The 26,616-nt window shown below is 67.5% G+C and carries 24 protein-coding genes and 2 pseudogenes; 16 read left to right on the plus strand and 10 right to left on the minus strand.

The window, feature by feature from the left end:
* Nucleotides 1–150: 150 nt before the first annotated feature.
* The 5 genes from lptF (at nucleotide 151) to rsmA (ending at nucleotide 7,071) form a co-directional block, all read left to right on the plus strand.
* Entirely contained in the window at nucleotides 151–1,344 is a 1,194-nt protein-coding gene (gene lptF, locus GY40_RS23320; protein WP_248311266.1) for an LPS export ABC transporter permease LptF, read from the plus strand.
* On the plus strand, nucleotides 1,344–2,438 hold the full coding sequence (gene lptG / locus GY40_RS23325; RefSeq protein ID WP_038367618.1) for an LPS export ABC transporter permease LptG: 1,095 nt from the start codon (nucleotides 1,344–1,346) through the stop codon (nucleotides 2,436–2,438). Before lptF ends, lptG begins: the two co-directional genes overlap by 1 nt.
* 49 nt (nucleotides 2,439–2,487) lie before the next feature.
* The gene (locus GY40_RS23330; RefSeq protein ID WP_248311267.1) at nucleotides 2,488–5,040 is read left to right on the plus strand and encodes an LPS-assembly protein LptD; all 2,553 of its coding nucleotides are present in this window, start codon (nucleotides 2,488–2,490) and stop codon (nucleotides 5,038–5,040) included.
* A gap of 130 nt (nucleotides 5,041–5,170) precedes the next feature.
* Nucleotides 5,171–6,202, plus strand: coding sequence for a 4-hydroxythreonine-4-phosphate dehydrogenase PdxA (gene pdxA / locus GY40_RS23335; RefSeq protein WP_248311268.1), 1,032 nt, complete (start codon nucleotides 5,171–5,173; stop codon nucleotides 6,200–6,202).
* A complete protein-coding gene (rsmA, locus tag GY40_RS23340; protein ID WP_038367624.1) occupies nucleotides 6,199–7,071 on the plus strand; it encodes a 16S rRNA (adenine(1518)-N(6)/adenine(1519)-N(6))-dimethyltransferase RsmA in 873 nt (290 codons plus the stop codon). Before pdxA ends, rsmA begins: the two co-directional genes overlap by 4 nt.
* On the opposite strand, the gene gmk is transcribed toward rsmA, so the two are convergent.
* From gmk to fabD, 7 genes are all read right to left on the minus strand, one after another.
* Entirely contained in the window at nucleotides 7,044–7,691 is a 648-nt protein-coding gene (gene gmk, locus GY40_RS23345; RefSeq protein ID WP_038367626.1) for a guanylate kinase, read from the minus strand. The two genes, rsmA and gmk, sit on opposite strands and share 28 nt — an antisense overlap.
* A gap of 3 nt (nucleotides 7,692–7,694) precedes the next feature.
* Nucleotides 7,695–8,576, minus strand: a complete 882-nt coding sequence (locus tag GY40_RS23350; RefSeq protein WP_038367628.1) for a YicC/YloC family endoribonuclease — start codon at nucleotides 8,574–8,576, stop codon at nucleotides 7,695–7,697.
* Nucleotides 8,577–8,708: 132 nt separating this feature from the next.
* Nucleotides 8,709–9,941 carry an endolytic transglycosylase MltG gene (gene mltG / locus GY40_RS23355; RefSeq protein ID WP_248311269.1) on the minus strand — a complete coding sequence of 411 codons (1,233 nt, stop codon included), beginning with the start codon at nucleotides 9,939–9,941 and terminating at the stop codon, nucleotides 8,709–8,711.
* A gap of 448 nt (nucleotides 9,942–10,389) precedes the next feature.
* Nucleotides 10,390–11,661 (minus strand): beta-ketoacyl-ACP synthase II, encoded by a 1,272-nt coding sequence (gene fabF, locus GY40_RS23360; protein WP_038367631.1) that lies wholly within the window; start codon nucleotides 11,659–11,661, stop codon nucleotides 10,390–10,392.
* Nucleotides 11,662–11,738: 77 nt separating this feature from the next.
* Nucleotides 11,739–11,975, minus strand: a complete 237-nt coding sequence (locus GY40_RS23365) for an acyl carrier protein (RefSeq protein ID WP_038367632.1) — start codon at nucleotides 11,973–11,975, stop codon at nucleotides 11,739–11,741.
* Between the two features lie 257 nt (nucleotides 11,976–12,232).
* Nucleotides 12,233–12,970 carry a 3-oxoacyl-[acyl-carrier-protein] reductase gene (gene fabG / locus GY40_RS23370; RefSeq protein ID WP_038367635.1) on the minus strand — a complete coding sequence of 246 codons (738 nt, stop codon included), beginning with the start codon at nucleotides 12,968–12,970 and terminating at the stop codon, nucleotides 12,233–12,235.
* Between the two features lie 63 nt (nucleotides 12,971–13,033).
* Nucleotides 13,034–13,978, minus strand: a complete 945-nt coding sequence (gene fabD / locus GY40_RS23375) for an ACP S-malonyltransferase (protein WP_038367638.1) — start codon at nucleotides 13,976–13,978, stop codon at nucleotides 13,034–13,036.
* Between the two features lie 338 nt (nucleotides 13,979–14,316).
* On the opposite strand from fabD, the gene rpsF reads away from it, so the two are divergent.
* The 11 genes from rpsF (at nucleotide 14,317) to GY40_RS26750 (ending at nucleotide 24,781) form a co-directional block, all read left to right on the plus strand.
* Nucleotides 14,317–14,748, plus strand: a complete 432-nt coding sequence (rpsF, locus tag GY40_RS23380) for a 30S ribosomal protein S6 (protein ID WP_038367640.1) — start codon at nucleotides 14,317–14,319, stop codon at nucleotides 14,746–14,748.
* Nucleotides 14,749–14,751: 3 nt separating this feature from the next.
* Entirely contained in the window at nucleotides 14,752–14,997 is a 246-nt protein-coding gene (gene rpsR, locus GY40_RS23385; RefSeq protein WP_038367644.1) for a 30S ribosomal protein S18, read from the plus strand.
* 170 nt (nucleotides 14,998–15,167) lie between these two features.
* The gene (locus tag GY40_RS23390) at nucleotides 15,168–16,115 is read left to right on the plus strand and encodes a DUF2232 domain-containing protein (protein WP_038367647.1); all 948 of its coding nucleotides are present in this window, start codon (nucleotides 15,168–15,170) and stop codon (nucleotides 16,113–16,115) included.
* A 31-nt stretch (nucleotides 16,116–16,146) separates the two neighbouring features.
* The gene (gene rplI / locus GY40_RS23395) at nucleotides 16,147–16,710 is read left to right on the plus strand and encodes a 50S ribosomal protein L9 (protein WP_038367650.1); all 564 of its coding nucleotides are present in this window, start codon (nucleotides 16,147–16,149) and stop codon (nucleotides 16,708–16,710) included.
* 217 nt (nucleotides 16,711–16,927) lie between these two features.
* Entirely contained in the window at nucleotides 16,928–18,415 is a 1,488-nt protein-coding gene (locus GY40_RS23400) for a replicative DNA helicase (protein ID WP_038367653.1), read from the plus strand.
* Nucleotides 18,415–19,542 carry an alanine racemase gene (gene alr / locus GY40_RS23405; RefSeq protein ID WP_038367655.1) on the plus strand — a complete coding sequence of 376 codons (1,128 nt, stop codon included), beginning with the start codon at nucleotides 18,415–18,417 and terminating at the stop codon, nucleotides 19,540–19,542. Before GY40_RS23400 ends, alr begins: the two co-directional genes overlap by 1 nt.
* Complete coding sequence (gene radA, locus GY40_RS23410) at nucleotides 19,542–20,942, plus strand: DNA repair protein RadA (protein ID WP_038367658.1); 1,401 nt, start codon at nucleotides 19,542–19,544, stop codon at nucleotides 20,940–20,942. Before alr ends, radA begins: the two co-directional genes overlap by 1 nt.
* 107 nt (nucleotides 20,943–21,049) lie before the next feature.
* On the plus strand, nucleotides 21,050–21,667 hold the full coding sequence (locus GY40_RS23415; protein ID WP_038367659.1) for a CvpA family protein: 618 nt from the start codon (nucleotides 21,050–21,052) through the stop codon (nucleotides 21,665–21,667).
* 45 nt (nucleotides 21,668–21,712) lie between these two features.
* Nucleotides 21,713–23,185 (plus strand): amidophosphoribosyltransferase, encoded by a 1,473-nt coding sequence (purF, locus tag GY40_RS23420; protein WP_038367662.1) that lies wholly within the window; start codon nucleotides 21,713–21,715, stop codon nucleotides 23,183–23,185.
* A 14-nt stretch (nucleotides 23,186–23,199) separates the two neighbouring features.
* Nucleotides 23,200–23,940 (plus strand): SDR family NAD(P)-dependent oxidoreductase, encoded by a 741-nt coding sequence (locus GY40_RS23425; protein ID WP_038367664.1) that lies wholly within the window; start codon nucleotides 23,200–23,202, stop codon nucleotides 23,938–23,940.
* Between the two features lie 157 nt (nucleotides 23,941–24,097).
* Entirely contained in the window at nucleotides 24,098–24,781 is a 684-nt protein-coding gene (locus tag GY40_RS26750; protein WP_197062806.1) for a tetratricopeptide repeat protein, read from the plus strand.
* On the opposite strand, the pseudogene GY40_RS28400 reads toward GY40_RS26750, so the two are convergent.
* The 3 genes and pseudogenes from GY40_RS28400 to der all read right to left on the minus strand — a co-directional run.
* Nucleotides 24,768–24,944: pseudogene (locus GY40_RS28400) on the minus strand (sarcosine oxidase); the annotation flags it as partial. The gene GY40_RS26750 and the pseudogene GY40_RS28400 overlap by 14 nt on opposite strands.
* Nucleotides 24,945–25,013: 69 nt before the next feature.
* A pseudogene (locus GY40_RS28575) lies at nucleotides 25,014–25,088 on the minus strand (FAD-dependent oxidoreductase); the annotation flags it as partial.
* A complete protein-coding gene (gene der, locus GY40_RS23440; RefSeq protein WP_038368697.1) occupies nucleotides 25,088–26,485 on the minus strand; it encodes a ribosome biogenesis GTPase Der in 1,398 nt (465 codons plus the stop codon). The pseudogene GY40_RS28575 and the gene der, both read right to left, overlap by 1 nt.
* Nucleotides 26,486–26,616: the final 131 nt, after the last annotated feature.

The following is a 26,616-nucleotide window of genomic DNA, read 5'->3' on the forward strand; positions in this document are numbered from 1 at the left end:
TCACAATCTTGCGAAAATTGCTTGGAAGAGACAGTTGGAGGACACGGCGCCGACGATTCCCGTTTGCGCCGCAAATCCGCCTATACCATAGGGTGAGTTCGACGAACCACCTCGGGGCCCTTCGGTTCCCCGCCTGCCGGAAAGCAACGCGTGTTCCTGAACCGCCTCGACCGATACATCCTCAAGACCGCGGCGGGCGCGGCGATCGTGCTGCTGCTCGGCCTCACCGGCGTGATCTGGGTAACGCAGGCGCTGCGCGAGGTCGACCTCATCACCGGCAAGGGCCAGACGGTCCTGATCTTCCTGACCGTGACCCTGCTCTCGCTGCCGGCGCTGGTCGCGGGCATCGCGCCGGTCGCGCTGTTCATGTCGACGCTCTACACGCTGAACAAGCTCAACGGCGATTCCGAGCTCATCGTCATGAACGCGGCCGGCATCGCGCCGCACCGCGTCACGCGCCCCTTCCTGGTCCTGACCGTGGCGACGGCCGTCGTCGTCGCCTGGATGACGGTGTCGGTGATGCCGGCAAGCTTCCGGATGCTGCGCGACCTCATCACCCTGATCCGGGCCGATTTCGTCACCAACGTCGTCAAGGAAGGCCAGTTCGTCTCGCTCGATTCCGGTGTGACCTTCCACTACCGTGAAAAGGTGGGCGACTCGCTGGTCGGCATCTTCATGCAGGACCGGCGCGACCCGACGCAGCCCTCGATCTACCTCGCCGAGCGGGGACGCACCGTCGAGGCGGAGGGCCAGAGCTTCCTGATGCTGGAAAAAGGCACGATCCAGCGCGAGGCCAAGAACACCAACACGACCTCGATCATCTCCTTCGAGCGCTACGCCCTCAATCTCTCGGCGCTGACCGGCGATCCGACCGGCGGGGCCGGCGAAGGCGACGGCGACAAGGTGGTCTACAAGCCGCGCGAGCGCTCGACCTGGGAGCTGATCAACCAGAACCCGAACGAGGCCTATTACAAGATCCAGGAAGGCCGGTTCCGGGCCGAGCTGCATAACCGCCTCTCGGCGCCGCTCTACCCCTTCGCCTTCATGCTGATCGCCTTCGCAGCCATCGGCGAGGCGCGCACCACGCGCCAGGGCCGCGCTCTGGCGATCCAGGCGGCGATCATGATCGTCGGCGCGACGCGCATCGCAGCCTATGCCGCCTGGACGGCGAGCGTGCGCTCGCCCGTCGCCGCCGCGATGCTCTATATCCTGCCTCTCCTCGCCATCATCCTGGCGGTAACCCTCATCTATTACGGCGAGCGGCTGCGACCGGTCCTCGCCCGGATGACGGCCCCGCTGACATTGCCGCTGGTCAACCTGGCGGCCCGGTTCCGGCGCGCCTGATGCTGCTCTTCACAACCCTCGGCCGTTATCTGACGCTGCGCTTCACCCGCGCGATCATCAGCGTGTTCGGCACCTTCTTTTTCCTGATCGGTACGCTCGACTTCGTCGAGCTGATGCGCCGGGCCGGCGACTCGCCGATCGCCACCACGCCGCGCATCATCATGCTGGCGCTCTATCGCGTTCCGAGCGTCGCCGAGCAGATCTTCCCCTTCGCGGCCTTGTTCGGCGGCATGTTCGCGCTGCTGACGCTGAGCCGGAAGCTCGAACTGGTCGTCGCCCGTTCGGTCGGTGTCTCGGCCTGGCAGTTCCTGCAGCCGGCGGCCGTGGTGGCGGGGGTGATCGGACTGATCTCGATCACGGTCTACAACCCGCTCGCCTCCGAGATGAAGCGCCGCGCCACCGCCCTCGAGACCCGGCTCTTCGTGCGCACGGGCGGACCGGCGGCCGCGAGCGTGCCGGAAATCTGGCTGCGGCAGAGCAGCGTCGACGGCCAGGCGATCATCCGTGCCGCCGGTGCCTTGCCGGACGAGGACGGGCTCTCGCAGGTCGCGATCTTCAACTTCAACCCGGACGGCTCCTTCAGGGACCGAATCGATGCCCGCCAGGCCATCCTGCGACCCGGGCACTGGCAGCTCTCCGATGCGCGCGTGATCTCCGCCTCGGAAGAGCCACAGAATTACAAGAACTACGATCTCGCGACGACGCTGGAGCCGGATCAGATGCGCCAAAGTTTCACACCGCCCGCGGCGGTCGGCTTCTGGTCCATGCCGACGGCCATCGAGCGGACGAAGCGCGCCGGCCTCGACACAACGCCTTATGAGCTGCGATATCAATCGCTTATGGCGCGCCCGCTGCTGCTGATCGCCATGGTGCTGGTGGCAGCATCCGTTTCTTTAAGATTTTTCCGCTTTGGTGGTGTCACGAAACTGGTGATCGCTGGCGTCGCGGCGGGGTTCGTGCTCTATGTGGCGACACAACTGTCGGAGGAACTCGGATCGTCGGGAATCGTCAATCCGGTCGTCGCGGCGTGGCTGCCCGCAGCATTGGGGACGATGCTGGGCGCTCTCGCCCTCCTCCATCAGGAAGACGGGTAAATCTTACTGTGCCTATGGTTAATTTTGCGTTTCACGGATGGGTCAAGGCGTGACGAGCGTGGCACGATTTGCTGCGGCGACGGCGCTTGCCTCCAGCCTCGCCTTCCTGCTGGCCGGCCCGGGCTTCGCCCAGGGCAAGCCCTCGGCAGGCGGCAAGCCGGCGGCGGGAGCCGCAGCGCCTGCCAAGCCGCAGGACCGCATGGTCGTCGATGCGCGTGAACTCGTCTACGACAACGACAAGAAGACCGTCGCCGCCGTCGGCGACGTGCAGATCCTTTATCAGGGCCGCACGATCGAAGCCGACAAGGTCATCTACGACCAGGCGAACAAGCGCGTCACGGCGATCGGCAATGCGCGCATCACCGAATCGAACGGTAGCGTCATCACCGGCGACCGCTTCAACCTGACCGACGATTTCCGTGACGGCTTCATCGATTCGCTCAGGGTGGTGAACCCCGACAAGACCCGCTTCTCGGCGCCCCGCGCCGAGCGGACGGACGGCGAGACCTTCGTCTTCGACAAGGGCATCTACACGGCCTGCGAGCCCTGCAAGGACAACCCGGAGCGGCCGCCGCTCTGGCAGGTCCGTGCGGCGCGCATCATCCACAAGAAGTCCGAGCAGACCATCTATTACGAGGATGCCCGCGTCGAATTCGCCGGCATCCCGATGGCCTATATCCCCTACATGTCGGGGCCGGATTCGACGGTGAAGCGCAAGACCGGCTTCCTGGCGCCAAAATTCATCAATACCGGGGCTCTCGGCTTCGGCGTCGGGCTGCCCTATTTCCTCAATCTCGCGCCGAACTACGACCTCACGCTGACGCCGACCTTCCTCACGCGCCAGGGCGTGCTGGGACAGGTCGAGTGGCGCCACCGGCTGCTGAACGGCTCCTACACGATCCGCGCCTCCGGCATCTTCCAGCAGGACAAGGGAGCCTTCGTCGCCAGCCCGCTCGGTCCCGGCGACGACAGCTTCCGCGGCTCGGTCGAGACGACCGGCAAGTTCTACATCAACCCGCGCTGGACCGTCGGCTGGAACGCCGCCATGTCGACGGATCGCTGGTTCTACAAGAACTACCGCATCCTGAACGAGAGCTTCAGCAACACCACCTATCTGCAGGAATCGATCTCGACGGCCTATCTGAACGGCCAGAGCCCGACCGCCTGGTTCGACCTGCGCGGCTACTATTTCCAGCCGCTCAACTATCAGGACTGGCAGAAGCAGCAGCCCGTGGTGCTGCCGGTGCTTGACTACGACAAGCGCATCCACAAGCCGTCCTTCCTGGGCGGCGAGCTGGAGTTCAACGTCAACGTCACCAGCCTGACCCGCGATACGGCCGCCTTCACCCAGCTGCCCGTACAGAAGAACTATCTGATCACCACACCGGGCTACTCGCTCTATGACGGGTGCGCGGTCTACGACAAGAACAACTGCCTCGTGCGCGGGCTGGCGGGCAACGTGTCCCGCGCGACCGCGCAGGTCTCGTGGCGGCGCAACATCATCGATCCGATCGGGCAGATCTGGACGCCCTATGCCTCGCTGCGGGCCGACGTCTTCGCGATCAACCCGGATACCAGCGGCATCATCAATTCGCGCGTCTCGACGATCGCCGACAGCTCGGACGAGGTCTTCGGCCGGGTGATGCCGGCGATCGGACTGATGTACCGCTACCCCTTCGTCGCCAAGACCGACTGGGGCACGCATATCATCGAGCCGGTCGCGCAGATCGTCGCTCGTCCGAACGAGACGAACAGCCTGCGGATCGCCAACGAGGATTCGCAGAGCCTCGTCTTCGACGCCAACAACCTGTTCGAATGGAACGGCAAGTTCTCCGGCTACGACCGCGTCGAGGGCGGCACACGCGCCAATGTCGGCGCGCTCTATACCGGCCGCTTCGGCAAGGAAGCCTATGCCAACTTCCTGGTCGGCCAGTCGTTCCAGCTCGGCGGTCGCAATTCCTACGCGACCGGCGACCTGCTCAATACCGGCCTCGATTCCGGCCTCCAGACGGCGAGCTCCGACATCGTCGCCCGGGCGCAGGTCTCTCCGATGAAGGGCTTCTTCCTGACCGGTGCCACGCGCCTGAACTCGACGACCTTCGAGGCGCAGCGCATCGATGCCGCGGCGACCTATTCGACCGGCGTCGTCACGGCCTCGGTCGGCTATGCCCGCTACGAGCCGCAGCCGGATCTCGGCATCCCTCGCCGCCGCGAAGGCCTTTCGCTGAACGGCTCCCTGCTCGTCACCCCGAACTGGCGCGTCAGGGCCGGCGTGCTGTTCGACCTCGACAAGTACAAATACGACCGCGAGCTCTGGCGGAACGCCTATGCCGCCGCCCTGGCGGCGTCGACGGCCATCCCGGCCTATCCGACGACCGGTCCGTTCCAGACCGCCTCGACCTCGCTCGGCATCAACTACACCGACGAGTGCACGGTCTTCGACGTCAGCTACTCGCAAAGCTATGCCGACCGGCAGGCCGGCGCGACGAAGGATACGCGCACCGTCATGTTCCGGCTCGAGCTGCGGACTCTGGGCGAGATCAGCTATTCCCAGAACCTCGGCGGAACCTCGACCGGCGACGGCGTGGGCGGCTCGAACTAGAACGCGTGATCCCATCGATATCTGAGAGGCGGATGCACCGATCGGGTTGTTTCGACCTGATCGGATCCGGCTCAAGCAAAGCGACGCGGGCTGTCCAATGGCCCGCGCTTCCGCGACATCGGAGCGTCCCTTGCCGACCCTGCCGCTAGCTCTGACCCAGGGCGACCCCGCCGGCATCGGGCCGGAACTCAGCCTGCGTGCCTGGCAAGAACGCAAAGAGCGCGCGCTGCCGGCCTTCGCCTGCATCGCGAATGCGGAGCAGCTCGCGCGAATCGCCGAGCGGCTTGGATGGCCGATCCCGATCCGGGAATGCTCCTGGGAGGAGGCCCCCGCGGTTTTCCAAGAGGCGTTGCCGGTGATCCCGCTCGCACAGGCGGCCGATGTCCTGCCCGGCAGGCCCGATGCCGTTTCGGCTGCGGCCACGATTGCCTCGATCGACCGGGCCGTGGCGGCGGTCCGGGCCGGACAGGCTGGCGCAGTCGTAACCAATCCAATCGCGAAATCAGTGCTTTACGCGGCCGGCTTCAAGCATCCCGGACATACGGAATATCTCGCTCATCTCGCGGCCGAGGGCGGGGTCGAGCCTCTGCCGGTGATGATGCTGTGGTGCGAGGAGCTCGCCGTCATCCCGGTCACGATCCATGTGCCGCTGCAACGGGTGCCGGAGCTGCTGACGACGAAGCTCATCGTCGACACAGCCCGGATCGTCGCGGCGGGTCTGCGTCAACAATTCGGTATCGCCAGCCCCCGGCTCGCCCTCAGCGGATTGAACCCGCATGCCGGCGAGAACGGGACGATGGGACGCGAGGACGAGGACATCGTGAAGCCGGCCATCGCGCAGCTTCAGGCCGAGGGTATCGATGCGCGCGGGCCCTATCCAGCCGATACGATGTTCCATGCGCGGGCGCGGGCGGGCTACGACGCGGCGCTGGCGATGTATCACGACCAGGCGCTGATCCCGATCAAGACCATCGCCTTCGACGAAGGCGTCAACGTCACGCTCGGCCTGCCCTTCATCCGGACCTCTCCCGATCACGGCACGGCCTTCGACATCGCCGGGCGTGGCATCGCGAGGCCTGACAGCCTCTGCGCCGCTCTGCGGCTTGCCGCGCGCATGGCCGGACGGCGGGACGCGGCCCATGAGGCGGCGGGCCAGCCATGAGCCAGATCGACGATCTGCCGCCGCTGCGCGAGGTGGTGGAGCGCCACGGGCTGATGGCCCAGAAAGCGCTCGGCCAGAACTTCCTGTTCGATCTCAACCTGACGAGCCGGATCGCCCGCTCCGCCGGCCCGCTCGACGGCGAGACGATCGTCGAGATCGGCCCCGGCCCCGGTGGCCTGACCCGCGCCTTGCTCGCCAACGGGGCGGGCCGGGTCATCGCCATCGAGCGCGACCGGCGCTGCCTGCCGGCGCTGGCCGAGATCGCGGCGCGCTATCCGGGGCGACTGGAGGTCGTCGATGGCGATGCGCTTGCCGTCGATCTCTCGTCGCATCTGAAGGGCGAACGCGCCCGCATCGTCGCAAACCTGCCCTATAATATCGGCACGCCGCTGCTGGTGGGTTGGCTCAGTCTCGAGCCCTGGCCGTCCTGGTGGAGCTCGCTCACGCTGATGTTCCAGCGCGAGGTCGCCGAGCGCATCGTCGCCTCGCCGGAAGAGCGGGCGGATTACGGCCGGCTCGCCGTGCTGGCGAACTGGCGCTGCCGGACGAAGATCCTGTTCGACGTGCCGCGCGACGCCTTCGTGCCGCCGCCGAAGATCACCTCCTCGGTGGTCCAGCTCCTGCCGCGCGAGGAGCCGGAGCCTTGCGACCGGCGCCTGCTGGAGCGGGTGACGCTGGCCGCGTTCGGCCAGCGTCGCAAGATGCTGCGGCAGAGCCTGAAGGCCGTGCTGCCGGACCCGGCGCCCATCCTCGCGGCGGCCGGCCTCGCCGAGACGGCGCGGGCGGAGGAAGTGCCGGTTTCCGGCTTCGTGCGACTCGCGAACGCGCTCGCCGCAGAGCTTCAGGGCAGCTCCTCGGCCAGAAGCTGATCGACGAAGGCGCCGAGCCCCACCGCGCGGCTGCGCTTGAGGCGCTCTGCCGTCAGGATCGCCTTGATCGACTCGTAGGCTGCGTCGAGATCGTCATTGACGATGACGTAGTCGTACTGGCTCCAGCGCGCGATCTCGTCGCGGGCATTGGCCAGCCGCTTGGCGATGACCTCCGGCGCATCCTCGGCCCGGCGCACGAGGCGCGAGCGCAGCTCCGCCATCGACGGTGGCAGGATGAAGATCGTCACCACGTCGGCGCGCGCCTTCTTGACGATCTGCTGTGTGCCTTGCCAATCGATGTCGAACAACACGTCGCGCCCGGCCGCCAGCGAAGCCTCGACCTCCTTGCGCGGCGTGCCGTAGCCGTTGCCGTGGACCTCGGCCCATTCCAGCAGGTCGTTATGCTGGCGCATGGCGTCGAAGGCGTTGCGGTCGATGAAGCGGTAATGCACGCCGTCGATCTCGGACGGGCGCCGCGGCCGCGTCGTCACGGAGATCGAGAGGTCGAGATTGTTCTCGCTCTTGAGGTTACGGGTGAGCGTCGTCTTGCCGGCGCCCGAGGGCGAGGACAGGATCAGCATGAGGCCGCGGCGGGCCGGGCGATGGCTCTCGGCCGTCATCTCTCACTCCACATTCTGGACCTGCTCGCGCATCTGGTCGACGACCGTGCGCAAGTCGAGGCCGATCCGCGAGAGGCCGGGGTCGTTCGCCTTGGCGCAGAGCGTCGAGGCCTCACGGCCGAATTCCTGGGAGAGGAAATCGAGCTTGCGGCCGATGGGACCGCCCTTCGCCAGGAGCTCCCGCAACGCCCCGACATGGGCATGGAGGCGGTCGATCTCCTCGCGGATATCGGAGCGAACCGCGACGAGCGCAGCCTCCTGATGCAGGCGTTGCGGATCGAGCCCGTTGGCTGCGCCCAGCAGGGCTTCGACCTGGGCGGCAATCCGGGCACGGATGGCCTCCGGGCTGCGGGCAGGATGTCGCTCGGCTTCCGTCGTCAGGCGCGAGATCGTCTCGACCTGGCCGAGCACGATCGCCTCCAGCGCCCGTCCCTCGGCGGAACGGGCCTCCTTCAGCGCCTCGGCAATCGATTCGAGGCCGGCGAGTGCCGGCTTCTCGATGGCGCCAAGCGCATCCTGAGCCTCATCGGCGTATTCGACCACGCCGCGGATGCCGAGCAGCCCGTCGAAGGTCGGCGGATTGATGCCAGCAGCCGGCGGCAGCTTCTCAATGGCCTCCAGCAGGGCCGCGAGCACCGTCTCGTTGACGCGGGGGCGCGGCGGCCCTGCATCGCTGGTCACGGAGAGATTGACGTGGAGCGTGCCGCGCGAGAAGGCGCTCGTCAGGCGCTTGCGGGCCGCCTCGGCCAGCACCTCGAAACCGGGCGGAACCCGCACGCGCAGATCAAGTCCCCGGCCGTTGACGCTGCGGATTTCCCAGGCCCAGGCGTGAACGCCGGCTGTCCCCGCCGCGCGGGCAAAGCCCGTCATGCTCTCGATGCCCATTCAATCCCCGCTTTGCGATCCGCTTGCCGCCACCCCGCCGGGCGCGATGCGGCGGGACCGTAGTGGCGCGCCGCAGCCATCGCAAGCATAGCGGCGCGGAAGATGGGGACGGCGAGCCGTCCCGGGAATGTCTCAGGGCATCTTGAGCTGCGGCAACTGCTTGGGCGAGTTGAGATCGAAGGTCTTGTTCAGCAGCGGATCGCGCGGGGTGCCTTCCGAGGCGTCGAAAGCCCGGGCTCGGGTGCCCGCCACGCCGCCGGCCGGCAGGGCGACAGGAGCCGAGCCGTCGCCCGCGGCGACTGGCTGGGCGCTCGCCGGCGCCTCGGTGCGGTTGTCGGGGCCCGCAGGCGGCTCGACCTTGTCGACGCTGTCCGCCGGGGGCTTGCCGGTCTGCTGCTGGCGCGTCGTTTCGATCTGGCGCCAGCGGCCGACATTGCGGTTGTGCTGGTCGAGCGTCTCGGCGAAGACATGGCCGCCCGTGCCGTCGGCGACGAAGAAGAGCTCCTTCGTGCGCGAATGATTGACCACCGCCTCCATCGCGGCGCGGCCGGGATTGGCGATCGGCCCCGGCGGCAGACCGGGGATGACATAGGTGTTGTAGGGCGTCGCCTGTGTGATCTCGTTGCGCTGGATCGGGCGGCCGAGCGTGCCCTTGCCGCCGACGAGGCCGTAGACGATCGTCGGGTCGGATTGCAGCCGCATCTTCTGGTTCAGGCGGTTGATGAAGACCCCGGCGACGCGCGGACGCTCATCGGCGCGGCCGGTCTCCTTCTCCACGATCGAAGCCAGAATGACGAGATCCTGCGGTGTCTTGATCGGCAGGTCGGCGGGGCGACGCTCCCAGATCCGGCTGAGGATCACACGCTGGTCGCGCGCCATGCGGTCGAGGATGGCCTGCCGCGAGAAGCCGCGTGGGAAACGATAGGTATCCGGGAGGATGGACCCCTCCTTCGGGATCTGCGTGATATCGCCGGTCAGCAGGTCGTTCTCGCGCAGGCGCTCGACGATCTGCTCGCTGGTCAGCCCCTCGGGAATGGTGACCGAATGCTCGACCACCTTGCCGCTCGAAATGATGCCGAGGATCTCCTGCGGGCTGACGCGCGCCTTGAACAGGTATTCGCCGGCCTGGAGCTTGTGCCAGTCACCGCCGATGATGGCGGCGATGCGGAAGGTGAGCGGATGCTCGATCAGCCCTTCGCGCTGCAGCAGCTCGGCGATCTCGGTGAGCCCACTCTCCTTCGGGATGATCAGCGCGCGGTCGCTTGCCAGCGGACCCGGCGACTTGCTCTGGTTGGAGACGATGGCGATGCCGGCCCCGACCACGCCGGCGCCGACGAGGGCGAGCGTGAACAAGCCGCTCAGCATGGAGAGGAATGGGCTGCGTCGCCGGTGGCGCACCTTCGGCGGCGGCGCCGGAGGCGCTACGGGCTTGAGGGCCTCGCTCGGGCTTTTTGGGGCGACGCGGGGCGTATCGTTCACAGTTTCAGCGCTCGCAGCACGGGATAGACGACCTCGGCACGATGCGTTCGTCCGCATCGGCCGGATGAAGAACCGGGCATATCGGCTCCGGGGCCGCATTAGAGCCGGTTTCGTCGCCGCTGTGAACGCGGAATCACGCCTTCAGCAGCATCAGCCGCGAACTCTACCCAAGATTATGGCGAAACCGCGCTGTCGGGACGGGGCAAGGCCGCGGGCAGCGCATCGCGGCGCCCGAGAATCTCCGGCCGAGAAGGGCGCCTCTAGGCCGCAAGATGCTCGGGTCGAGCCCGAGCACGGTGCCTCCCGGTCGTGATCGAGCCGGCCGGTGAAAGCCTCAGCCGTCGGCCCGATAGCGCTGCAGCACCAGCGAGGCGTTGGTGCCGCCGAAGCCGAAGGAGTTCGACAAAGCGTACTCGATCTCGCGCTTGCGGGCGACATGCGGCACCAGGTCGATGTCGGTCTCGACGGAGGGATTGTCGAGATTGATCGTCGGCGGCGCGACCTGGTCGCGAATGGCGAGCACGGTGAAGATCGCCTCGATGGCACCCGCCGCACCCAGCAGATGGCCGGTCGCCGATTTCGTCGAGGACATCGACGGGCGCTTCGGCGCGTTCGCCAGCAGCCGCTCGACAGCGCGCAGCTCGATCTCGTCGCCGAGCGGCGTCGAGGTGCCGTGGGCATTGACGTAATCGAGGTCGGACGCCGCGATGCCGGCGCGGTCCAGCGCCATGCTCATGCAGCGATAGGCGCCGTCGCCGTCCTCGGCCGGCGAGGTGATATGGTAGGCGTCACCCGACATGCCGTAACCGATGACCTCGGCATAGATGCGCGCGCCGCGGGCCAGGGCATGCTCCAGCTCCTCGAGCACGACGACGCCGGCCCCCTCGCCCATGACGAAGCCGTCACGGTCCTTGTCGTAGGGGCGCGAGGCCTTTTCGGGCGTGTCGTTGAAGCTGGTGGAGAGCGCCCGGCAGGCGCAGAACCCGGCGATGCCGATGCGGTTGATGGCCGATTCGGCGCCGCCAGCCACCATGACGTCGGCATCTCCGAGCGCGATCATGCGCGCGGCGTCGCCGATCGCATGCGCGCCGGTCGAGCAGGCGGTCACGGCCGAATGGTTCGGCCCCTTCAACCCGTGCTCGATCGAGACATAGCCCGCAGCGAGGTTGATGAGGCGGCCGGGAATGAAGAAGGGAGAAAGGCGGCGCGGGCCACGCTCCTTGAGCAGGAGCGAGGCCTCATAGATGCCGCCGAGGCCGCCGATGCCGGAGCCGATGGCGACGCCGGTGCGGGTCTGGTCCTCGTAGCTTTCCGGTTTCCAGCCCGCATCCGCCAGCGCCTGCGTGGCGGCAGCCATGCCGAAGACGATGAAGTCGTCGACCTTGCGCTGTTCCTTCGGCTCCATCCAGTCGTCGGGATTGAAGGTCCCGTCGCTGCCGTCACCCCGCGGGATGTTGCAGGCGATCTGCGCCGGCAGGTCGCTGGCGTCGAAGCTGGTAATGGGGCCGGCGCCGCTGGCGCCGGCAAGGATCCGCGTCCAGGTCGGTTCGACGCCGCAACCGAGCGGCGTCACCATGCCGAGCCCGGTCACGACGACGCGCCGCATCGAAACACTACGAGGAGCCATGAGACTTTCTGTATGAAACGACCCTTGGGTCGATCAGCGCCCGATCAGGCGCCTAATCAGGCACTCTTGGCCGAGAGGAACTTGACCGCGTCGCCGACCGTCACGATCGTCTCGGCAGCATCGTCCGGAATCTCGACGCCGAACTCTTCCTCGAAGGCCATGACCAGCTCGACGGTGTCGAGGCTGTCCGCACCCAAATCCTCGATGAAGTTGGCGCTATCGACGACCTTCTCGGGCTCGACGCCGAGGTGCTCGACCACGATCTTCTTCACGCGCTCGGCGACATCGCTCATGGGTCTCTTCCTTAGAAACTGAAAACGCACCGCAGAGCTGCGACGCGCATATGGATCTTCATTCCGACCCGCCGCGCCATCATGATGATGCACGCGATCCGGAAAGCTTGAAGCCTGCACAAACGCAACAACCGGGTTTTCGTCAAGTCCCCAGGAGCCGGAAAGGCAGCGCGACGGCGCTAGTTAACACACCCTGTCCACAGTGGCGAGAGCGTCGAACGGCTTCTGGAACGCTTCCAGAATGCGCCGCAACCCGTTCAGATCATGGCCATTCCGCCGTTGACGTGAAGCGTCTGGCCGGTCACGTAGCCGGCTTCCGTGCTGGCGAGATAGGCGACCGCCGCCGCCACATCGGCGCCCGCGCCGAGCCGCCCCATCGGCACGTCCGAGAGAATGCCTTCGCGCTGCTTCTCGTTCAGGGCCTGCGTCATCGGTGACTCGATGAAGCCCGGAGCCACGACATTGACGGTGATGTTGCGACTCGCCACCTCCGCCGCCAGCGCCTTGGACATGCCGATGAGACCGGCCTTGGCGGCGGCGTAGTTGCCCTGCCCGGGATTGCCCATCGTGCCGACGACGGAGCCGATCGAGACGATTCGGCCGTAGCGCCTGCGCATCATCGACTTCACCGCCGCGCGCGACAGCCGGAAGGCGGCGGTCAGGTTGATCGCGATGACCGCGTCCCAATCCTCGTCCTTGAGGCGCAGGAACAGGTTGTCCTTCGTGATGCCGGCATTGTTGACGAGAATGTCGAGCCCGCCGAGCTTCTCCTCGGCGCTCGGCAGCAGCGCCTCGACCGAATCCTTGTCCGCGAGGTTGCAGGGCGCGATCACGACCCGCTCGCAGAGCTCAGCCGCCAGGGCCTCCAGCGCTTCGGCCCGGGTGCCGGAGATGGCGATGGTCGCGCCCTGGGCGTGAAGGGTTCTCGCAATGGCTCCGCCGAGGCCACCGGTCGCGCCGGTGACCAGGGCCTTGCGGCCGGTCAGATCAAACATGTCCACTCCCCGTTTCCGGCGTTCTGCCGTCTTAGCGTCCGGATTTCCTCCGGACCTTTCCGATCAGCCCTTGCGAGCCTTATAGGCGGCGATGTCCTCGGCCGTGCCGACCGAGGCCGTGGCGGTCCCGGCGGCGATGCGCTTCACCAGGCCGGCGAGAACCTTGCCGCTGCCCAGCTCGACGAAATCGTCCACGCCAGCCGCCGCCATCGCCTGCACGCATTCGCGCCAGCGCACGGTTCCCGTCACCTGCGCCACCAGCGAGGCGCGAATCGCCTCCGGGTCGCTCAGCGGCGCGGCGCCGACATTGGCCATCACCGGCACGACCGGCGCCTGCATCGCAATCTTGGACAGGGCCTCCTGCATCGCCTCGGCCGCCGGCTGCATCAGCGCGCAATGGAAGGGCGCGGAAACCGGCAGCAGCATGGCGCGCTTGACGCCCCGCTCGGTGGCGAGCGCGATGGCGCGATCAATCGCCGCCTTCGCGCCGGAGAGCACGACCTGCCCGCCCCCATTGTCGTTGGCCGCCTCGCAGACTTCGCCCTGCGCCGCCGCGGCGGCGATCTCGCGGGCGAGGTCGAGCTCGGCGCCGAGCAGCGCCGCCATGGCACCCTGCCCCGCCGGCACGGCCTTCTGCATCGCGTCGCCGCGGATGCGCAGCAGGCGGGCCGCGTCGCTGACCGAGAAGGTCCCGGCCGCAGCCAGCGCGGAATACTCGCCAAGCGAGTGGCCGGCGACGAAGGCGGCATCGCGCCCGAGATCGAGCCCGGCCTCGGCCTCGAGCACCCGGACCACCGCGAGGCTGACCGCCATCAGCGCCGGCTGGGCGTTGGCCGTCAGCGTCAGCTCCTCGGCGGGGCCTTCCCACATCAAGGTAGAGAGCTTCTGCGACAGGGCCGCGTCGACCTCGTCGAACACCGCCTTCGCGACCGGGAAGGCGTCGGCCAGGCTCCTGCCCATGCCGACGGCCTGGGAGCCCTGGCCGGGAAAGATCAACGCTGTCGTCATGTCGGGAACGCCTCGTCCTGCAAAACTTTTGTATTATGACGCGGCTGTCACAACGGTTTCGCCGCCAAGTCAAGCACGGAGCCCAGCTTTTCCGCTCCGTGGGCGGGTTTTACCGTCAGATTCCGGTTGCCATGGCGGCTCGGACACTGTAACGACCGCCTCCTGCTTGTTCGGCCGGAGGCTGAACGGATGGCGCGTGCCTTTTTGAAGGCCGCGCAGACTTCGATGGAGTCGTCATCCTGTGTCTCCGCCTTCGATGAAATCCTGTCGGGCCTTATCCAGGGCTCGGAGGGCTCCGCGCCGGGCGAAGCAGGGTGAAACAGAAAGGCCAAATCTAGATGGCATTGTACGAGCATGTGCTGCTCGCGCGGCAAGATGTCAGCGCGCAGCAGGTCGAAGCTCTTGTCGAGCAGTTCAAGGGCGTGATCGAAGCGAATGGCGGCGCCATCCGCAAGGTCGAGTACTGGGGCGTCAAGTCCCTCGGCTACCGCATCAAGAAGAACCGCAAGGCGCACTACACGCTGCTGAACATCGAGGGCCCCTCCGCCGCCGTGCTGGAGATGGAGCGCCAGATGCGCATCAACGAAGACATCCTGCGCTTCATGACCATCAAGGTCGAAGAGCTGGAGGAAGGTCCGTCGGCCATGCTCCAGAAGCGTGATCGCGACGACCGTCCCGAGCGTGGCGGCGACCGTTTCGAGCGCGGCCCGCGCCGTGACCGTCCGCGTCGTGACGACGAAGTGACCGAAACCGCCGAAGTGGGGGCCTGATCCATGTCGACCGCATCTGCCGGCGCCCGCCGCCCCTTCTTCCGCCGCCGCAAGTCCTGCCCGTTCTCGGGCGAGGGCGCGCCGAAGATCGACTACAAGGACGTCCGTCTGCTCTCGCGCTACATCTCCGAGCGCGGCAAGATCGTGCCGTCCCGCATCACGGCGGTCTCCGCCAAGAAGCAGCGCGAGCTCGCCCAGGCGATCAAGCGCGCCCGCTTCCTCGGCCTGCTGCCCTACGTCATCCGCTGATCCGCTAAGCGGATTTCGGAATTTCCGGAGGCGCCCCGGCGCCTCCGGCTTTCACGTTCAAGATCAACCAGTCGCCCGGCGGTGAGACTCCCCCGGGTTCGTTGAGGCGAGACGCCTCTCACCCTGCCGGGCCAGAACGGCCAGCGAGCAGCGGGACAGCAGGACGGACCATGATTCCGATTGTCGGCATCGGCGCGGGCCTCGTTGCGGCCCTGCTCTTCTCAGTGGTGATCACCGGATCGCCGCTGTCTGCGCTGCTGTACTCGGCCGCTCCTCTCCCAATCTTCATCGCCTCGCTGGGCTGGAACCACCGCTCCGGGCTGTTCGCCACGGCCGCGGGCGCGCTCGCCGTCGCGGTGGCGCTGGCGCCGACGGGCGGCGTCGCCTTCGCCCTGATCATCGGCCTGCCGGCCTGGTGGATCGGCTATCTCGTCTTGCTCGCACGCGGCGATGCGCAGGGCACGACGGAATGGTACCCGCTCGGCAATCTCATGGTCTGGATCGCCGCCACCGCCGCGCTCGCGACCGTCGGCAGCGCGCTGGTGATGACCACCGACTACGAAACCTATCGCTCGGTGATCGCGCGGATGATCGAGAACCTGCTGAACGAGATGGTACGCGGCCGTCTGATCGCCCTGCCGGCCGGCATCGAGGTCGGCGAGCTGGCGCAGAGCCTCGCACCCGCCGTGCCGCTCGGCATCGGCGCTTCCTTCGTCACCACGATCACGGCCAATCTCTGGCTCGCCGCCCGCGCGGTGAAGGTCTCCGGCCGGCTACCGCGGCCCTGGCCCTTCATCCCGGCCACGACGCTGCCGCGCCCCGCGCTGCTGCTGCTGCTCGCCTCTGCCTTCCTTGCCACGCTCGGCAGTTTCGTCGGCGTCGCGGCGATGGCCCTCACGGGCGCCCTGCTCGCCGCCTTCATGTTCTGCGGCTTGAGCCTGCTCCACGACATCTCGCGCGGCCGCCCCTGGCGGGCGCCGATGCTGATCTCGGTCTATGTCGCGCTCGTCGTGATGCAGGCCCTGCTAACGCCGCTGCTCGCGCTCATCGGGCTCGCCGACACGCTGTTCGGCCTGCGCAAGCGTTCAGCGTCGCCGCCTCCGCCTACCCAATCCTGAAAACCAGACCAGACCTGTAAGGAGAAGACAAATGGAAGTGATCCTGCTCGAACGCGTCGCCAAGCTCGGCCAGATGGGCGACGTCGTGCGCGTCCGCGACGGCTTCGGCCGCAACTACCTGCTCGCCCGTGGCAAGGCGCTGCGCGCCACCGAGGACAACAAGAAGCGCTTCGAGAGCCAGAAGCTCGAGCTCGAGACCCGCAACCTCGAGCTGAAGTCGGAAGCCGATGCCGTCGCCGCCCGCCTGAACGGCCAGAGCGTCACCATCCTGCGCCAGTCCGGCGAGTCCGGCGTGCTCTACGGCTCGGTCTCGACCCGCGACATCGCCGAGGCCCTGACCAAGGACGGCTTCAACGTCGCCCGCAGCCAGGTGACGCTGAACACCCCGATCAAGACGCTCGGCCTGCACACCGTCCCGGTCGTGCTGCACCCGGAAGTCGCCGTCACGGTCACCGTCAACGTCGCCCGCTCGGCCGAAGAGGCTCATCGCCAGGCCGCCGGCGAGGACGTCACCGCCCGCGAGGAGTTCGACCTCGACGATCTCGGCCTCGAGGTCGGCGCGGCGCTGGCCGAGGCCGGCGACGACGATCGCTGAGCCGAACCGCTCGGACGACGAGTCAAGGGCGCCGTGGCAACACGGCGCCTTTTTCGTTCCGTGGCCTGTGCAAAGGAGTGGATCACGCATCACGCTGCTGGCAGGAGATGGCGGGGTGGTAATCTAAGAGTCTTCCGAATCAGCCGCCGCGCGTTTCGTATCCAGCGGCCGAATGTCGGCTTGAAGTATCAATCAGCATCGATTTATCGGGACGGCCATGGCCACCGCTACAGCCCTCGTCGCTCGCCTCGACAACCGCGAGGCGGAATACCGCGTCCAGCCTCACAACATCGAGGCCGAGCAGGCGCTGCTGGGCGCGATCCTGGTCAATAACGACGCCTTCTATCGCGTCTCCGACTTCCTGCTGCCGGACCATTTCTTCGAGCCGATCCACCAGCGCGTCTTCGAGCTGAGCTCCAGCCTGATTCGCTCCGGCAAGCTTGCGACGCCGATCACGCTCAAGACCTTCGTCAACGACCTCGATCTCGGCGACATCACGCCGAGCCAGTATCTCGCCCGACTGGCTGCCGAGGCGACGACCGTCATCAACGCCGGCGATTACGGCCGTACGATCTACGAACTCGCCGTGCGCCGCCTGCTCATCGGCGTCGGCGAAGACCTCGTCAACGTCGCCTATGACGCCCCCGTCGAGATGGCGCCGCGCGAGCAGATCGAGGAAGCCGAGCGCAAGCTCTACGAACTCGCCGAAAAGGGCCGCTACGAGGGTGGCTTCCAGAAATTCGACGGGGCGCTGCGTCTCGCCATCGACATGGCGGCGAGCGCCTATCAGCGCGCCGGCGGCCTGTCGGGCATCTCGTCGGGCCTGCGCGATCTCGACCAGCGCATGGGCGGCCTGCAGCCCTCCGACCTCATCGTGCTCGCCGGCCGCCCGGCCATGGGCAAGACCTCGCTGGCGACCAACATCGCCTTCAACATCGCCAAGGCCTGGCGCGGCGAGCGGCAGGCGGACGGGACGATCAAGACGGTCGATGGCGGCGTCGTGGCCTTCTTCTCGCTCGAAATGTCGTCCGACCAGCTCGCGACCCGTATCGTCGCCGAGCAGTCCGGCATTTCCTCCTACAAGATCAGGCAGGGCCGCATCACCGAGGCCGATTTCGCCCGGCTGACCGATGTCGCCGCGCAGATCGAGCGAATCCCGCTCTATATCGACCAGACCGGCGGCATCTCGATCGCGCAGCTCGTCGCTCGCGCCCGGCGGCTCAAGCGGCAGAAGGGGCTGGACGTCCTGTTCATCGACTACCTCCAGCTTCTGTCCGGCTCCTCCAAGAACAGCCAGAACCGCGTGCAGGAGCTGACCGAGATCACGACCAGCCTGAAGGCGCTGGCGAAGGAGCTCTCGGTTCCGATCATCGCGCTGTCCCAGCTCTCGCGCCAAGTCGAGAGCCGCGACGACAAGCGCCCGCAGCTCTCGGACCTGCGCGAATCCGGCTCGATCGAGCAGGACGCCGACGTGGTCATGTTCGTCTATCGCGACGAATACTACCTCAAGGGCAAGGAGCCGCGCCCCGGCACCGAAGAACACAACAAATGGCAGATCGAGATGGAGGCGGCGCATGGCGTCGCCGAGCTGATCATCGGCAAGCAGCGCCATGGCCCGACCGGGACGATCGCCCTCCAGTTCGACGCCGATGTGACGCGCTTCTCCGACCGCGCCGACGACCTTCGCCTCCCGGACCGTGAATGATGTCTGTCGAAACGCCTGAACCCGGCGCCTATGGCGCGACACTGACCATCGACCTCGATGCGCTGGTCTCGAACTGGCGGCTTCTCGGCAAGCGCGCCGGCACGGAGGCGGGCGCCGTCGTCAAGGCGGACGCCTACGGCATCGGCATCGAGCCGGCCGTGACGGCTCTGAGCCGGGCGGGCTGCCGGAATTTCTTCGTCGCCCATCTCTCCGAAGGCATCCGCGCCCGCAAGGTCGCGCGCGAGGCGACGGTCTACATCCTGAACGGCCTGCTGCCCGGAAGCGGCGGGATCTATGCCGAGCATGAATTGTCGCCGGTGCTCGGCTCGCATGAGGAATTGCTGGAATGGGCCTCGTTCCGGCAGACCGGCGCGAAAGTCCGGCCGGCAGCGCTGCATGTCGACACGGCGATGAACCGGCTCGGGCTCTGGCCCGGCGAGGGGCTGAACCTCGCCCGCGAGAAATCGGGCACCCTCGCCGCGGCCGATATCGGCCTGCTGATGAGCCATTTCGCCTCTTCCGAGGACGAGGCCGACCCGGCCAATGCCCGCCAGATCGCCGCCTTCGCCGAGATCGCCGCCGCCTTCCCGGAGCTGCCGGCTTCGCTGCTCAACTCGTCCGGACATTTCCTGAAGGACTGCCCATCCTACCAGCTCACCCGGCCGGGCTACGCGCTCTATGGCGGCAATCCGACGCCGGGCCGGCCGAACCCGATGCAGCCCATCATCGGGCTCGAAGCGACGATCATCCAGACCCGCGAGGTCGAGGATGGGACCCAGGTCGGCTATAACGGCCGCTGGACCGCCAAGGGCAAGCGCAAGCTGGCCACGATCTGCCTCGGCTATGCCGACGGCTATCCGCGCAACGGGAGCTGGACCGACACGATCACCGGCGGCTCGGCCCTCGTCGCCGGCGTGGCCTGCCCCTTCGTCGGCTCGGTCTCGATGGACCTGATCATCATCGACGTCACCGATGCGCCCGCGGGCGCCGCCCAGCGCGGCGCGAGCGTCACGCTGATCGGCGGGCCACTCGATCTGGAGTCCGTCGGCGCCGGCGCCAAGACGATCGGCTACGAGATCCTGACCAGCCTCGGCCGTCGCTATGAGCGGCGGTATTTGGGCGGCTGATGGCCAAGCGCGGCCCGACCTATCATTGTCAGGCCTGCGGGGCCGTCTATCACCGCTGGCAGGGCAAGTGCGACGCCTGCGGGACATGGTCCTCGCTCGTCGAGGAAGCGCAAGCGGCGCCGGTTCCGGGCGGCGGGCGCCCCTCGTCCGGCGGGAGGGCGCGGGGCCGCGTCTTCGCGCTGGAGACGCTCAAGGGCGAGACGCAGGACGCGCCGCGCATCGTCTCAGGCATAGGCGAACTGGATCGCGTCACGGGCGGAGGCTTCGTGCCGGGCTCGGTGCTGCTGATCGGGGGCGACCCCGGCATCGGCAAATCGACGCTCCTGATGCAGGCCTGCGCCGCGCTCGCGCTGGGCGGACGGCGGGTCGTCTATGTCTCGGGCGAGGAATCGACCGGGCAGGTCAGGTTGCGCGCCGAGCGCATGGGGCTGGCCGAGGCGCCGGTCGATCTGGCAGCGGAAACCAATGTCGAGGATATCATCGCGACGCTCGGCCAGGGTGAGCGCCCTGCCCTCGTCGTGATCGATTCGATCCAGACGATGTGGTCGGGCGAGGTCGAGAGCGCGCCCGGCACGGTGACGCAGGTGCGCGGCTCGGCCCAGGCGCTGATCCGCTATGCCAAGACCAGCGGCGTCTGCCTGATCCTGGTCGGCCATGTCACCAAGGACGGGCAGATCGCCGGCCCGCGCGTGGTCGAGCACATGGTCGACGCCGTTCTGTCGTTCGAAGGAGAAGGGGCGCACTCGTTCCGGATCCTGCGCGGCCAGAAGAACCGCTTCGGCGCGACCGACGAGATCGGCGTCTTCGAGATGACCGGCAAGGGACTGTCGGAGGTCACCAACCCCTCCGCCCTGTTCCTCGCGGGCAGAGACCAGCCGGCGCCGGGCGCGGCCGTCTTCGCCGGCATCGAGGGCACGCGGCCGGTGCTGGTCGAGATCCAGGCGCTGGTGGCGCCGACCGCGCTGGGCACGCCGCGGCGCGCCGTGGTGGGCTGGGAGAACAGCCGGCTCGCCATGGTGCTCGCGGTGCTCGAAACCCATGGCGGCCTCAGACTCGGCCAGCACGACGTCTATCTGAACGTCGCCGGCGGCTTGCGCGTCAACGAGCCGGCGGCGGATGTCGCGGTGGCGGCGGCGCTGGTCTCCTCGTTGACGGGTGCGATCCTGCCGCAGGAGGCGGTCTATTTCGGCGAGATCGCGCTGTCGGGCGCGGTCAGGCCGGTCTCGGTCGCGGCGGCGCGACTCAGGGAGGCGGCGAAGCTCGGATTCGAGGCGGCGCTCATGCCGGCGGGCGGTGCCGACCATGGCGACGGCAATGGCCTGTTGCTGCGCCGTTTCGGCCATGTGACGGAACTCGTTGCCGATATCGCCGCCCGCGCGCCACGCAAGAGTGTGAAATGACATCGCCGGCAGGGTGACGCAGGGGCGAGGAACGCGTATAGCAAAACCGAAACGGTGGTCCGTCGGCGGGCCGGCCGTCGTGAGTCATCAGCAAAGCGGCCTTCCCAATGCCTGTCACCATTCTCGATCTCGTCGTCATCGGCGTGGTTCTGATCTCGGCTTTGCTGGCCGCGGTCCGCGGCTTTACCCGCGAAGTGCTCGCCATCGTCTCATGGATCGCCGCGGCGGCCGTCGCCTGGGTGTTCCATCCGCAGCTCGTGCCCTTCATCCAGCAATACATTCCGGCAAGCTCGGCGCAGGGCACGATCGCGCTCGTCGCCTCGATCGCGTTGTTGTTCCTCGGCACGCTGATCGTCGTCTCGCTGCTGACGGCGCGCATCTCCGACTTCGTGCTCGACTCGCGCATCGGCGCGCTCGACCGCACCTTGGGCTTCGTCTTCGGCGCGGCGCGCGGGCTGCTGCTGGCGGTGATCGGCTATGTCTTCTTCGCGGCGCTGGTCGGCAACGAGAAGATGCCGGTCTGGGCCAAGGAGGCCAAGGCCAAGCCGATGCTGGAGGAAACCGGACGCTCGCTGATCGCGATGCTGCCGCAGGACGTGAATGCCGACTTCATCAAGAACCTGCTGAAGAAGCCCGGCACCGAGGCTGCGCCCGAAGCGCCCGCAGAGGAGCCCCGCGCTCCGGGCACGCCGGCGCCCGTTGCGCCTGCCCCAACCCGTCCCTAATTAGCGCGTAGAAAGTTCGCCTCTAAACCCCGTGTGGAGCTCGCCATGATCTCGCCGACCGAGACGGAGACCGCCTTCGATCCCAACGCCGACCGGCTGCGGGAGGAATGCGGCGTCTTCGGGATCTACGGCCATGCCGATGCCGCGGCGCTGACGGCGCTGGGCCTGCATGCGCTCCAGCATCGCGGGCAGGAGGCGGCGGGCATCGTCTCCTTCGACGGCACCCGCTTCCACTCGGAGCGGCGGCTCGGCCTCGTTGGCGATGCCTTCTCGGAAGCGAGCGTCATCGACAAGCTCAAGGGCAAGCAGGCGATCGGCCATGTCCGCTATTCGACGACGGGCGAGACCATCCTGCGCAACGTCCAGCCTCTCTTCGCCGAGCTGCATGGCGGCGGGTTCGCCCTGGCGCATAACGGAAACCTGACCAACGGGCTGACGCTGCGCCGCAACCTCGTGCGCGACGGCGCGATCTACCAGTCGACCTCCGACACCGAGGTGCTGCTGCATCTGGTGGCGCGCAGCCGCAAGCAGAATTTCGTCGACCGTTTCGTCGAGGGCATCCGCCAGATCGAGGGCGCCTATGCCTTCGTCGGCATGACCAACAAGAAGCTGATCGGCGCGCGCGATCCGCTCGGCATCCGCCCGCTGGTGCTGGGCGAGCTCGACGGTTGCCCGATCCTGACCTCCGAGACCTGCGCGCTCGACATCATCGGCGCCAAGTTCATCCGCGAGGTCGAGAACGGCGAGGTGCTCATCGTCTCCGAGAGCGGCATCGAAAGCCACAAGCCCTTCCCGCCGATCGCGGAACGGCCCTGCATCTTCGAATACATCTACTTCGCCCGGCCCGATTCCATCGTGAAGGGCCGCAGCATCTATGAGCGCCGCAAGGCGATGGGCGCCGTGCTGGCGCAGGAATCCCCTGCCAATGCCGATGTGGTCGTGCCGGTGCCGGATTCGGGCGTGCCGGCCGCGCTCGGCTATGCCCAGGCCAGCGGCATCCCCTTCGAGCTCGGCATCATCCGCAACCACTATGTTGGGCGCACCTTCATCGAGCCGACGCAGAAGGTCCGCGAGCTCGGCGTCAAGCTGAAGCACTCGGCCAACCGCTCGGTGGTCGAAGGCAAGAGCATCGTGCTGGTCGACGATTCGATCGTGCGCGGCACGACCTCCTTCAAGATCGTCAAAATGATGCGCGAGGCCGGCGCCCGCGAGGTGCATTTCCGCATCTCCTCGCCGCCGATCACCCATCCCGACTATTACGGCATCGACACGCCCGACCGCGAGAAGCTGCTCGCTGCGACGCACTCCCTCGAGGAGATGCGGCAGTTCGTCGGCGCCAACTCGCTCGCCTTCATCTCGGTCGACGGGCTCTATCGCGCCATGGGCCATGAGCGGCGCGATCCGCTGAGGCCGCAATTCACCGACCACTGCTTCACCGGCGACTACCCGACCTCGCTGACCGACGTGATCGGCGAGAGCGCCAAGCAGCAGATCTCCCTGCTGGCCGAAGCCGGCTGAACCGGCGGCGTCTGATGTCCAAGCCTTTGCAGGGGCGTATCGCGCTCGTCACCGGCGCCTCGCGCGGCATTGGTCGTGCGGCGGCGCTCGCCTTCGCCGCAGCCGGCGCCCATGTCGTGGCGCTCGCCCGCACCACCGGCGCGCTCGAGGAACTGGACGACGAGATCAACGCGCTCGGCGGCAGCGCCACGCTGGTGCCGCTCGACCTCGCCGATGCGGGCGGGCTCGAGAAGCTCGGTCCTGCCCTGCTGGAGCGCTGGGGCAAGCTCGACATCCTGCTCGCCAATGCCGGCGTCCTCGGTTCCCTCTCCCCGCTCGGCCACGTGACCGAGAAGGACTGGGCCAAGGTGCTCGACATCAACGTCACGGCCAACTGGCGATTGATCAAGTCGCTCGACCCGGCGCTGCGCGCTTCCGATGCCGGACGCGTCATCCTGCTCTCCTCGGGCGCGGCGCATAAATGCCTGGCCTATTGGGGGCCGTACTCGATCTCCAAGGCGGCTGTGGAGGCTCTGGGGCGCACCTATGCGGCCGAGACGGCGACGACCCCGGTCAAGGTCATGCTGGTCAATCCCGGCCCGCTGCGCACCAAGATGCGTGCCGAGGCGATGCCGGGCGAAGACCCGGCGACGCTGAAGACGCCGGAGGACCTCGCTCCGCATCTCGTCACTCTGGCCTCGCCGGACTGGGCCGAGAGCGGCAAGATCTTCGACTTCCCGCAAGGCAAGGTTCTGGCGCCGCAAATGCCGGCCTGAGAGCGTCTCACCGCTCCCGACCATCGGAGGCAGAATGCTCGCAGGTTTCGTCTGGCGTCCGCTTTCCCTCCCGGCCCTCGGCGCGGCTATGGTCCTGACCACCGGGCATGCTCTTGCCGATGACGGGGCGGCATCTCCTCGCCCGGCCATTTCGGACTTGCGCCAAACCTGTCGCTCCGGCCTCACGGAAGCGGCCCTCGATCCGCTGGAGAGCATCGCCCGCCATGACCGGGCTCTGGCGGCCTGCAATGCCTTGATCGACAAGGGCGGTCTCGCAGGTGACGCGCTCGCCGCGGCCCTGCTCGATCGCGCGGACCTGCTGGCGCCGGGGACGGGCGCAATCTATACGCGAGCGCTCGCTGATTACGCCCGCGCCATCGCGCTTGCGCCGACGCTCGCGGTCGCCTTCTGGAAGCGCGGAAAGGCCCATCTATTCTACATGCGGGATCTTCCGCGGGCCCTGAGCGATCTCGACACCGCCATCCGTCTCGACCCAGCGCAAGCGGAGTTCCTCGTGACGCGCGCCTCGATCCAGGCCTCACTCGGTGAAGCGGACAAGGCGCTCGCCGATCTCGATCGCGCTGTCGCCCTCGCCCCGGGATTGGAAAAGGCGCGCACCGTCCGCGGCCTGACCTATTTCAACAGGGGCGACACGGCCCGTGCCATCGCCGACTTCAGCGAGGCGATCCGTCTCGCGCCCGAATCGGACGCGAATTACCGGTTCCGCGCCGCGGCCCGGCATGCGGCAAAAGACGAGGACGGGGCTCGGGCAGACGAGGCGAAGGCCGAGGAGCTCTCGGCGCGCGACGCGGGCAAGCCAGCCGGTGTCACTCGGCCCTGAGCCAGCGCAGCAGCCCGGCCTGATCGTCGCTCTCGACCGCCGCAGCGACCCGCCGGCCCACGGCCGCGCCGAATTTGTAGCCGTGGCCCGAACAGGCCGAGACGACCGTGGCCCGGCCGATCTGCCGCGAGAGGAACCTCTTGTCGGCGGTGAAGGTGTGGGCGGACGCGGTGCTGGTCGCCGGAAGCGGCGTAGGGGTTGGGGATCTGCGGTGCCTGCTCGAACAGCGTACCGCATGCCCGCGCCGGTTCAACGACCAGGCGGTCGAAAGACCGGCGATGCCGGCGCCCACGACCGCGACACGCATCAGCCCTTGCGTTCCTTGTCGTAAGGATTGTGGCCGCCGCGCGTATGCAGCCGGATCGGCGTGCCCGGCAGCTCGAAGGCCTCGCGCAGATTGTTGACGAGGTAGCGGGTGTAGGACACCGGCAGATGGTCGAGCTGATTGCCGAACAGGGCGAAGGTCGGCGGCCGGGCCTTGGCCTGCGTCATGTAGCGGATCTTGATGCGGCGCCCGGCCACCGCCGGCGGCGGATGGGCCGAGAGCACGCCTTCGAGCCAGCGGTTGATGCGCGCGGTCGAGACGCGGCGGTTCCACACCTCATAGGCCGAGAAGACGCCCTGCATCAGCCGGTCGATGCCTTCGCCCGCCAGGCCCGAGAGCGGGATGATCGGCACGCCGCGCACCTGCGCCAGCAGATGGTTGGCCTTCTCCTTGAGTTCGGCGAGCAGGCCCTGCTTGTCGGCGACGAGGTCCCATTTGTTGAGGCCGATGACGACGGCCCTGCCCTCGCGCTCGGTCAGGTCGACCAGCGTCAGGTCCTGCTTCTCGAAAGGAATGGTCGCATCGAGCAGCACGACCACGACCTCGGCGAAGCGGATGGCGCGCAGCGAATCCGCGACGGAGAGCTTCTCCAGCTTCTCCTCGATGCGGGCGCGCTTGCGCATGCCGGCGGTATCGAAGAGCTTGACCTTGCGGCCGCGCCATTCCCAGTCGACCGAGATGGTGTCGCGGGTGATGCCGGCCTCTGGGCCGGTGAGCAGCCGCTCCTCGCCGATCATGCGGTTGACCAGCGTCGACTTGCCGGCGTTGGGCCGGCCGATGATGGTGACGCGCAGCGGCCGGTCCGGATCGATATCCTCTTCGGTCCCCTCTCCTGCGACGTTCTCCCAGGCGGCCTCGCTCTCCTCCCCATCCTCATCGGGCTCGTCGTCGATGAAAGGGGCGAGCGCTTCCAGCAGATCCGAAGTGCCCTCGCCATGCTCGGCCGAGAACGGCACGGGATCGCCGAGGCCGAGCGAATAGGCGTCGATGATGCCGTCCGCGCCCTTTTTGCCCTCGGCCTTGTTGGCCAGCAGGATCACCGGCTTGCCGGAGCGGCGCACCAATTCGGCGAAGGGCTGGTCCATCGGCGTCAGGCCCAGCCGGGCGTCGATCATGAAGACGACGACATCGGCCTGGGCGATCGCCGTCTCGGTCTGGGCGCGCATGCGGCCCAAAAGTGAATCCTTGTCGGCCTCTTCCAGACCGGCGGTGTCGATGACCTTGAAGCGCAGATGGCCGAGCGAGGCGTCGCCCTCGCGGCGGTCGCGCGTCACGCCCGGGCGGTCATCGACCAGCGCGAGCTTCTTGCCGACGAGCCGGTTGAACAGGGTCGACTTGCCGACATTGGGGCGCCCGATGAGGGCAACGATGGCTGTCATTCGCTTCACATCTTCCGTCATCATCCCGGTCACGCAAAGCGCAGAGCCGAGATCCATTGCCTGAACCTTAGCTGGAAACGCTCAGGCATGGATCCCGGGTCTCCCTGCGGTCGCCGGGATGACGCGCGCGA

Origin of the sequence: Allobosea sp. UNC402CLCol, assembly GCF_000745475.1 — a bacterium.
GTDB lineage: Bacteria > Pseudomonadota > Alphaproteobacteria > Rhizobiales > Beijerinckiaceae > Allobosea > Allobosea spartocytisi.

What these genes read in the sequence shown, in the direction of transcription:
- lptG (WP_038367618.1), top strand. Translation starts at nt 1,344, where the DNA reads ATGCTGCTCTTCACAACCCTCGGCCGTTATCTGACGCTGCGCTTCACC.
- rsmA (WP_038367624.1), top strand. Translation starts at nt 6,199, where the DNA reads ATGAGCCAGATCGACGATCTGCCGCCGCTGCGCGAGGTGGTGGAGCGC.
- gmk (WP_038367626.1), bottom strand. Translation starts at nt 7,691, where the DNA reads ATGACGGCCGAGAGCCATCGCCCGGCCCGCCGCGGCCTCATGCTGATC.
- GY40_RS23350 (WP_038367628.1), bottom strand. Translation starts at nt 8,576, where the DNA reads ATGGGCATCGAGAGCATGACGGGCTTTGCCCGCGCGGCGGGGACAGCC.
- mltG (WP_248311269.1), bottom strand. Translation starts at nt 9,941, where the DNA reads ATGCTGAGCGGCTTGTTCACGCTCGCCCTCGTCGGCGCCGGCGTGGTC.
- fabF (WP_038367631.1), bottom strand. Translation starts at nt 11,661, where the DNA reads ATGCGGCGCGTCGTCGTGACCGGGCTCGGCATGGTGACGCCGCTCGGT.
- GY40_RS23365 (WP_038367632.1), bottom strand. Translation starts at nt 11,975, where the DNA reads ATGAGCGATGTCGCCGAGCGCGTGAAGAAGATCGTGGTCGAGCACCTC.
- fabG (WP_038367635.1), bottom strand. Translation starts at nt 12,970, where the DNA reads ATGTTTGATCTGACCGGCCGCAAGGCCCTGGTCACCGGCGCGACCGGT.
- fabD (WP_038367638.1), bottom strand. Translation starts at nt 13,978, where the DNA reads ATGACGACAGCGTTGATCTTTCCCGGCCAGGGCTCCCAGGCCGTCGGC.
- rpsF (WP_038367640.1), top strand. Translation starts at nt 14,317, where the DNA reads ATGGCATTGTACGAGCATGTGCTGCTCGCGCGGCAAGATGTCAGCGCG.
- rpsR (WP_038367644.1), top strand. Translation starts at nt 14,752, where the DNA reads ATGTCGACCGCATCTGCCGGCGCCCGCCGCCCCTTCTTCCGCCGCCGC.
- GY40_RS23390 (WP_038367647.1), top strand. Translation starts at nt 15,168, where the DNA reads ATGATTCCGATTGTCGGCATCGGCGCGGGCCTCGTTGCGGCCCTGCTC.
- rplI (WP_038367650.1), top strand. Translation starts at nt 16,147, where the DNA reads ATGGAAGTGATCCTGCTCGAACGCGTCGCCAAGCTCGGCCAGATGGGC.
- GY40_RS23400 (WP_038367653.1), top strand. Translation starts at nt 16,928, where the DNA reads ATGGCCACCGCTACAGCCCTCGTCGCTCGCCTCGACAACCGCGAGGCG.
- alr (WP_038367655.1), top strand. Translation starts at nt 18,415, where the DNA reads ATGTCTGTCGAAACGCCTGAACCCGGCGCCTATGGCGCGACACTGACC.
- radA (WP_038367658.1), top strand. Translation starts at nt 19,542, where the DNA reads ATGGCCAAGCGCGGCCCGACCTATCATTGTCAGGCCTGCGGGGCCGTC.
- GY40_RS23415 (WP_038367659.1), top strand. Translation starts at nt 21,050, where the DNA reads ATGCCTGTCACCATTCTCGATCTCGTCGTCATCGGCGTGGTTCTGATC.
- purF (WP_038367662.1), top strand. Translation starts at nt 21,713, where the DNA reads ATGATCTCGCCGACCGAGACGGAGACCGCCTTCGATCCCAACGCCGAC.
- GY40_RS23425 (WP_038367664.1), top strand. Translation starts at nt 23,200, where the DNA reads ATGTCCAAGCCTTTGCAGGGGCGTATCGCGCTCGTCACCGGCGCCTCG.
- der (WP_038368697.1), bottom strand. Translation starts at nt 26,485, where the DNA reads ATGACAGCCATCGTTGCCCTCATCGGGCGCCCCAATGTCGGCAAGTCG.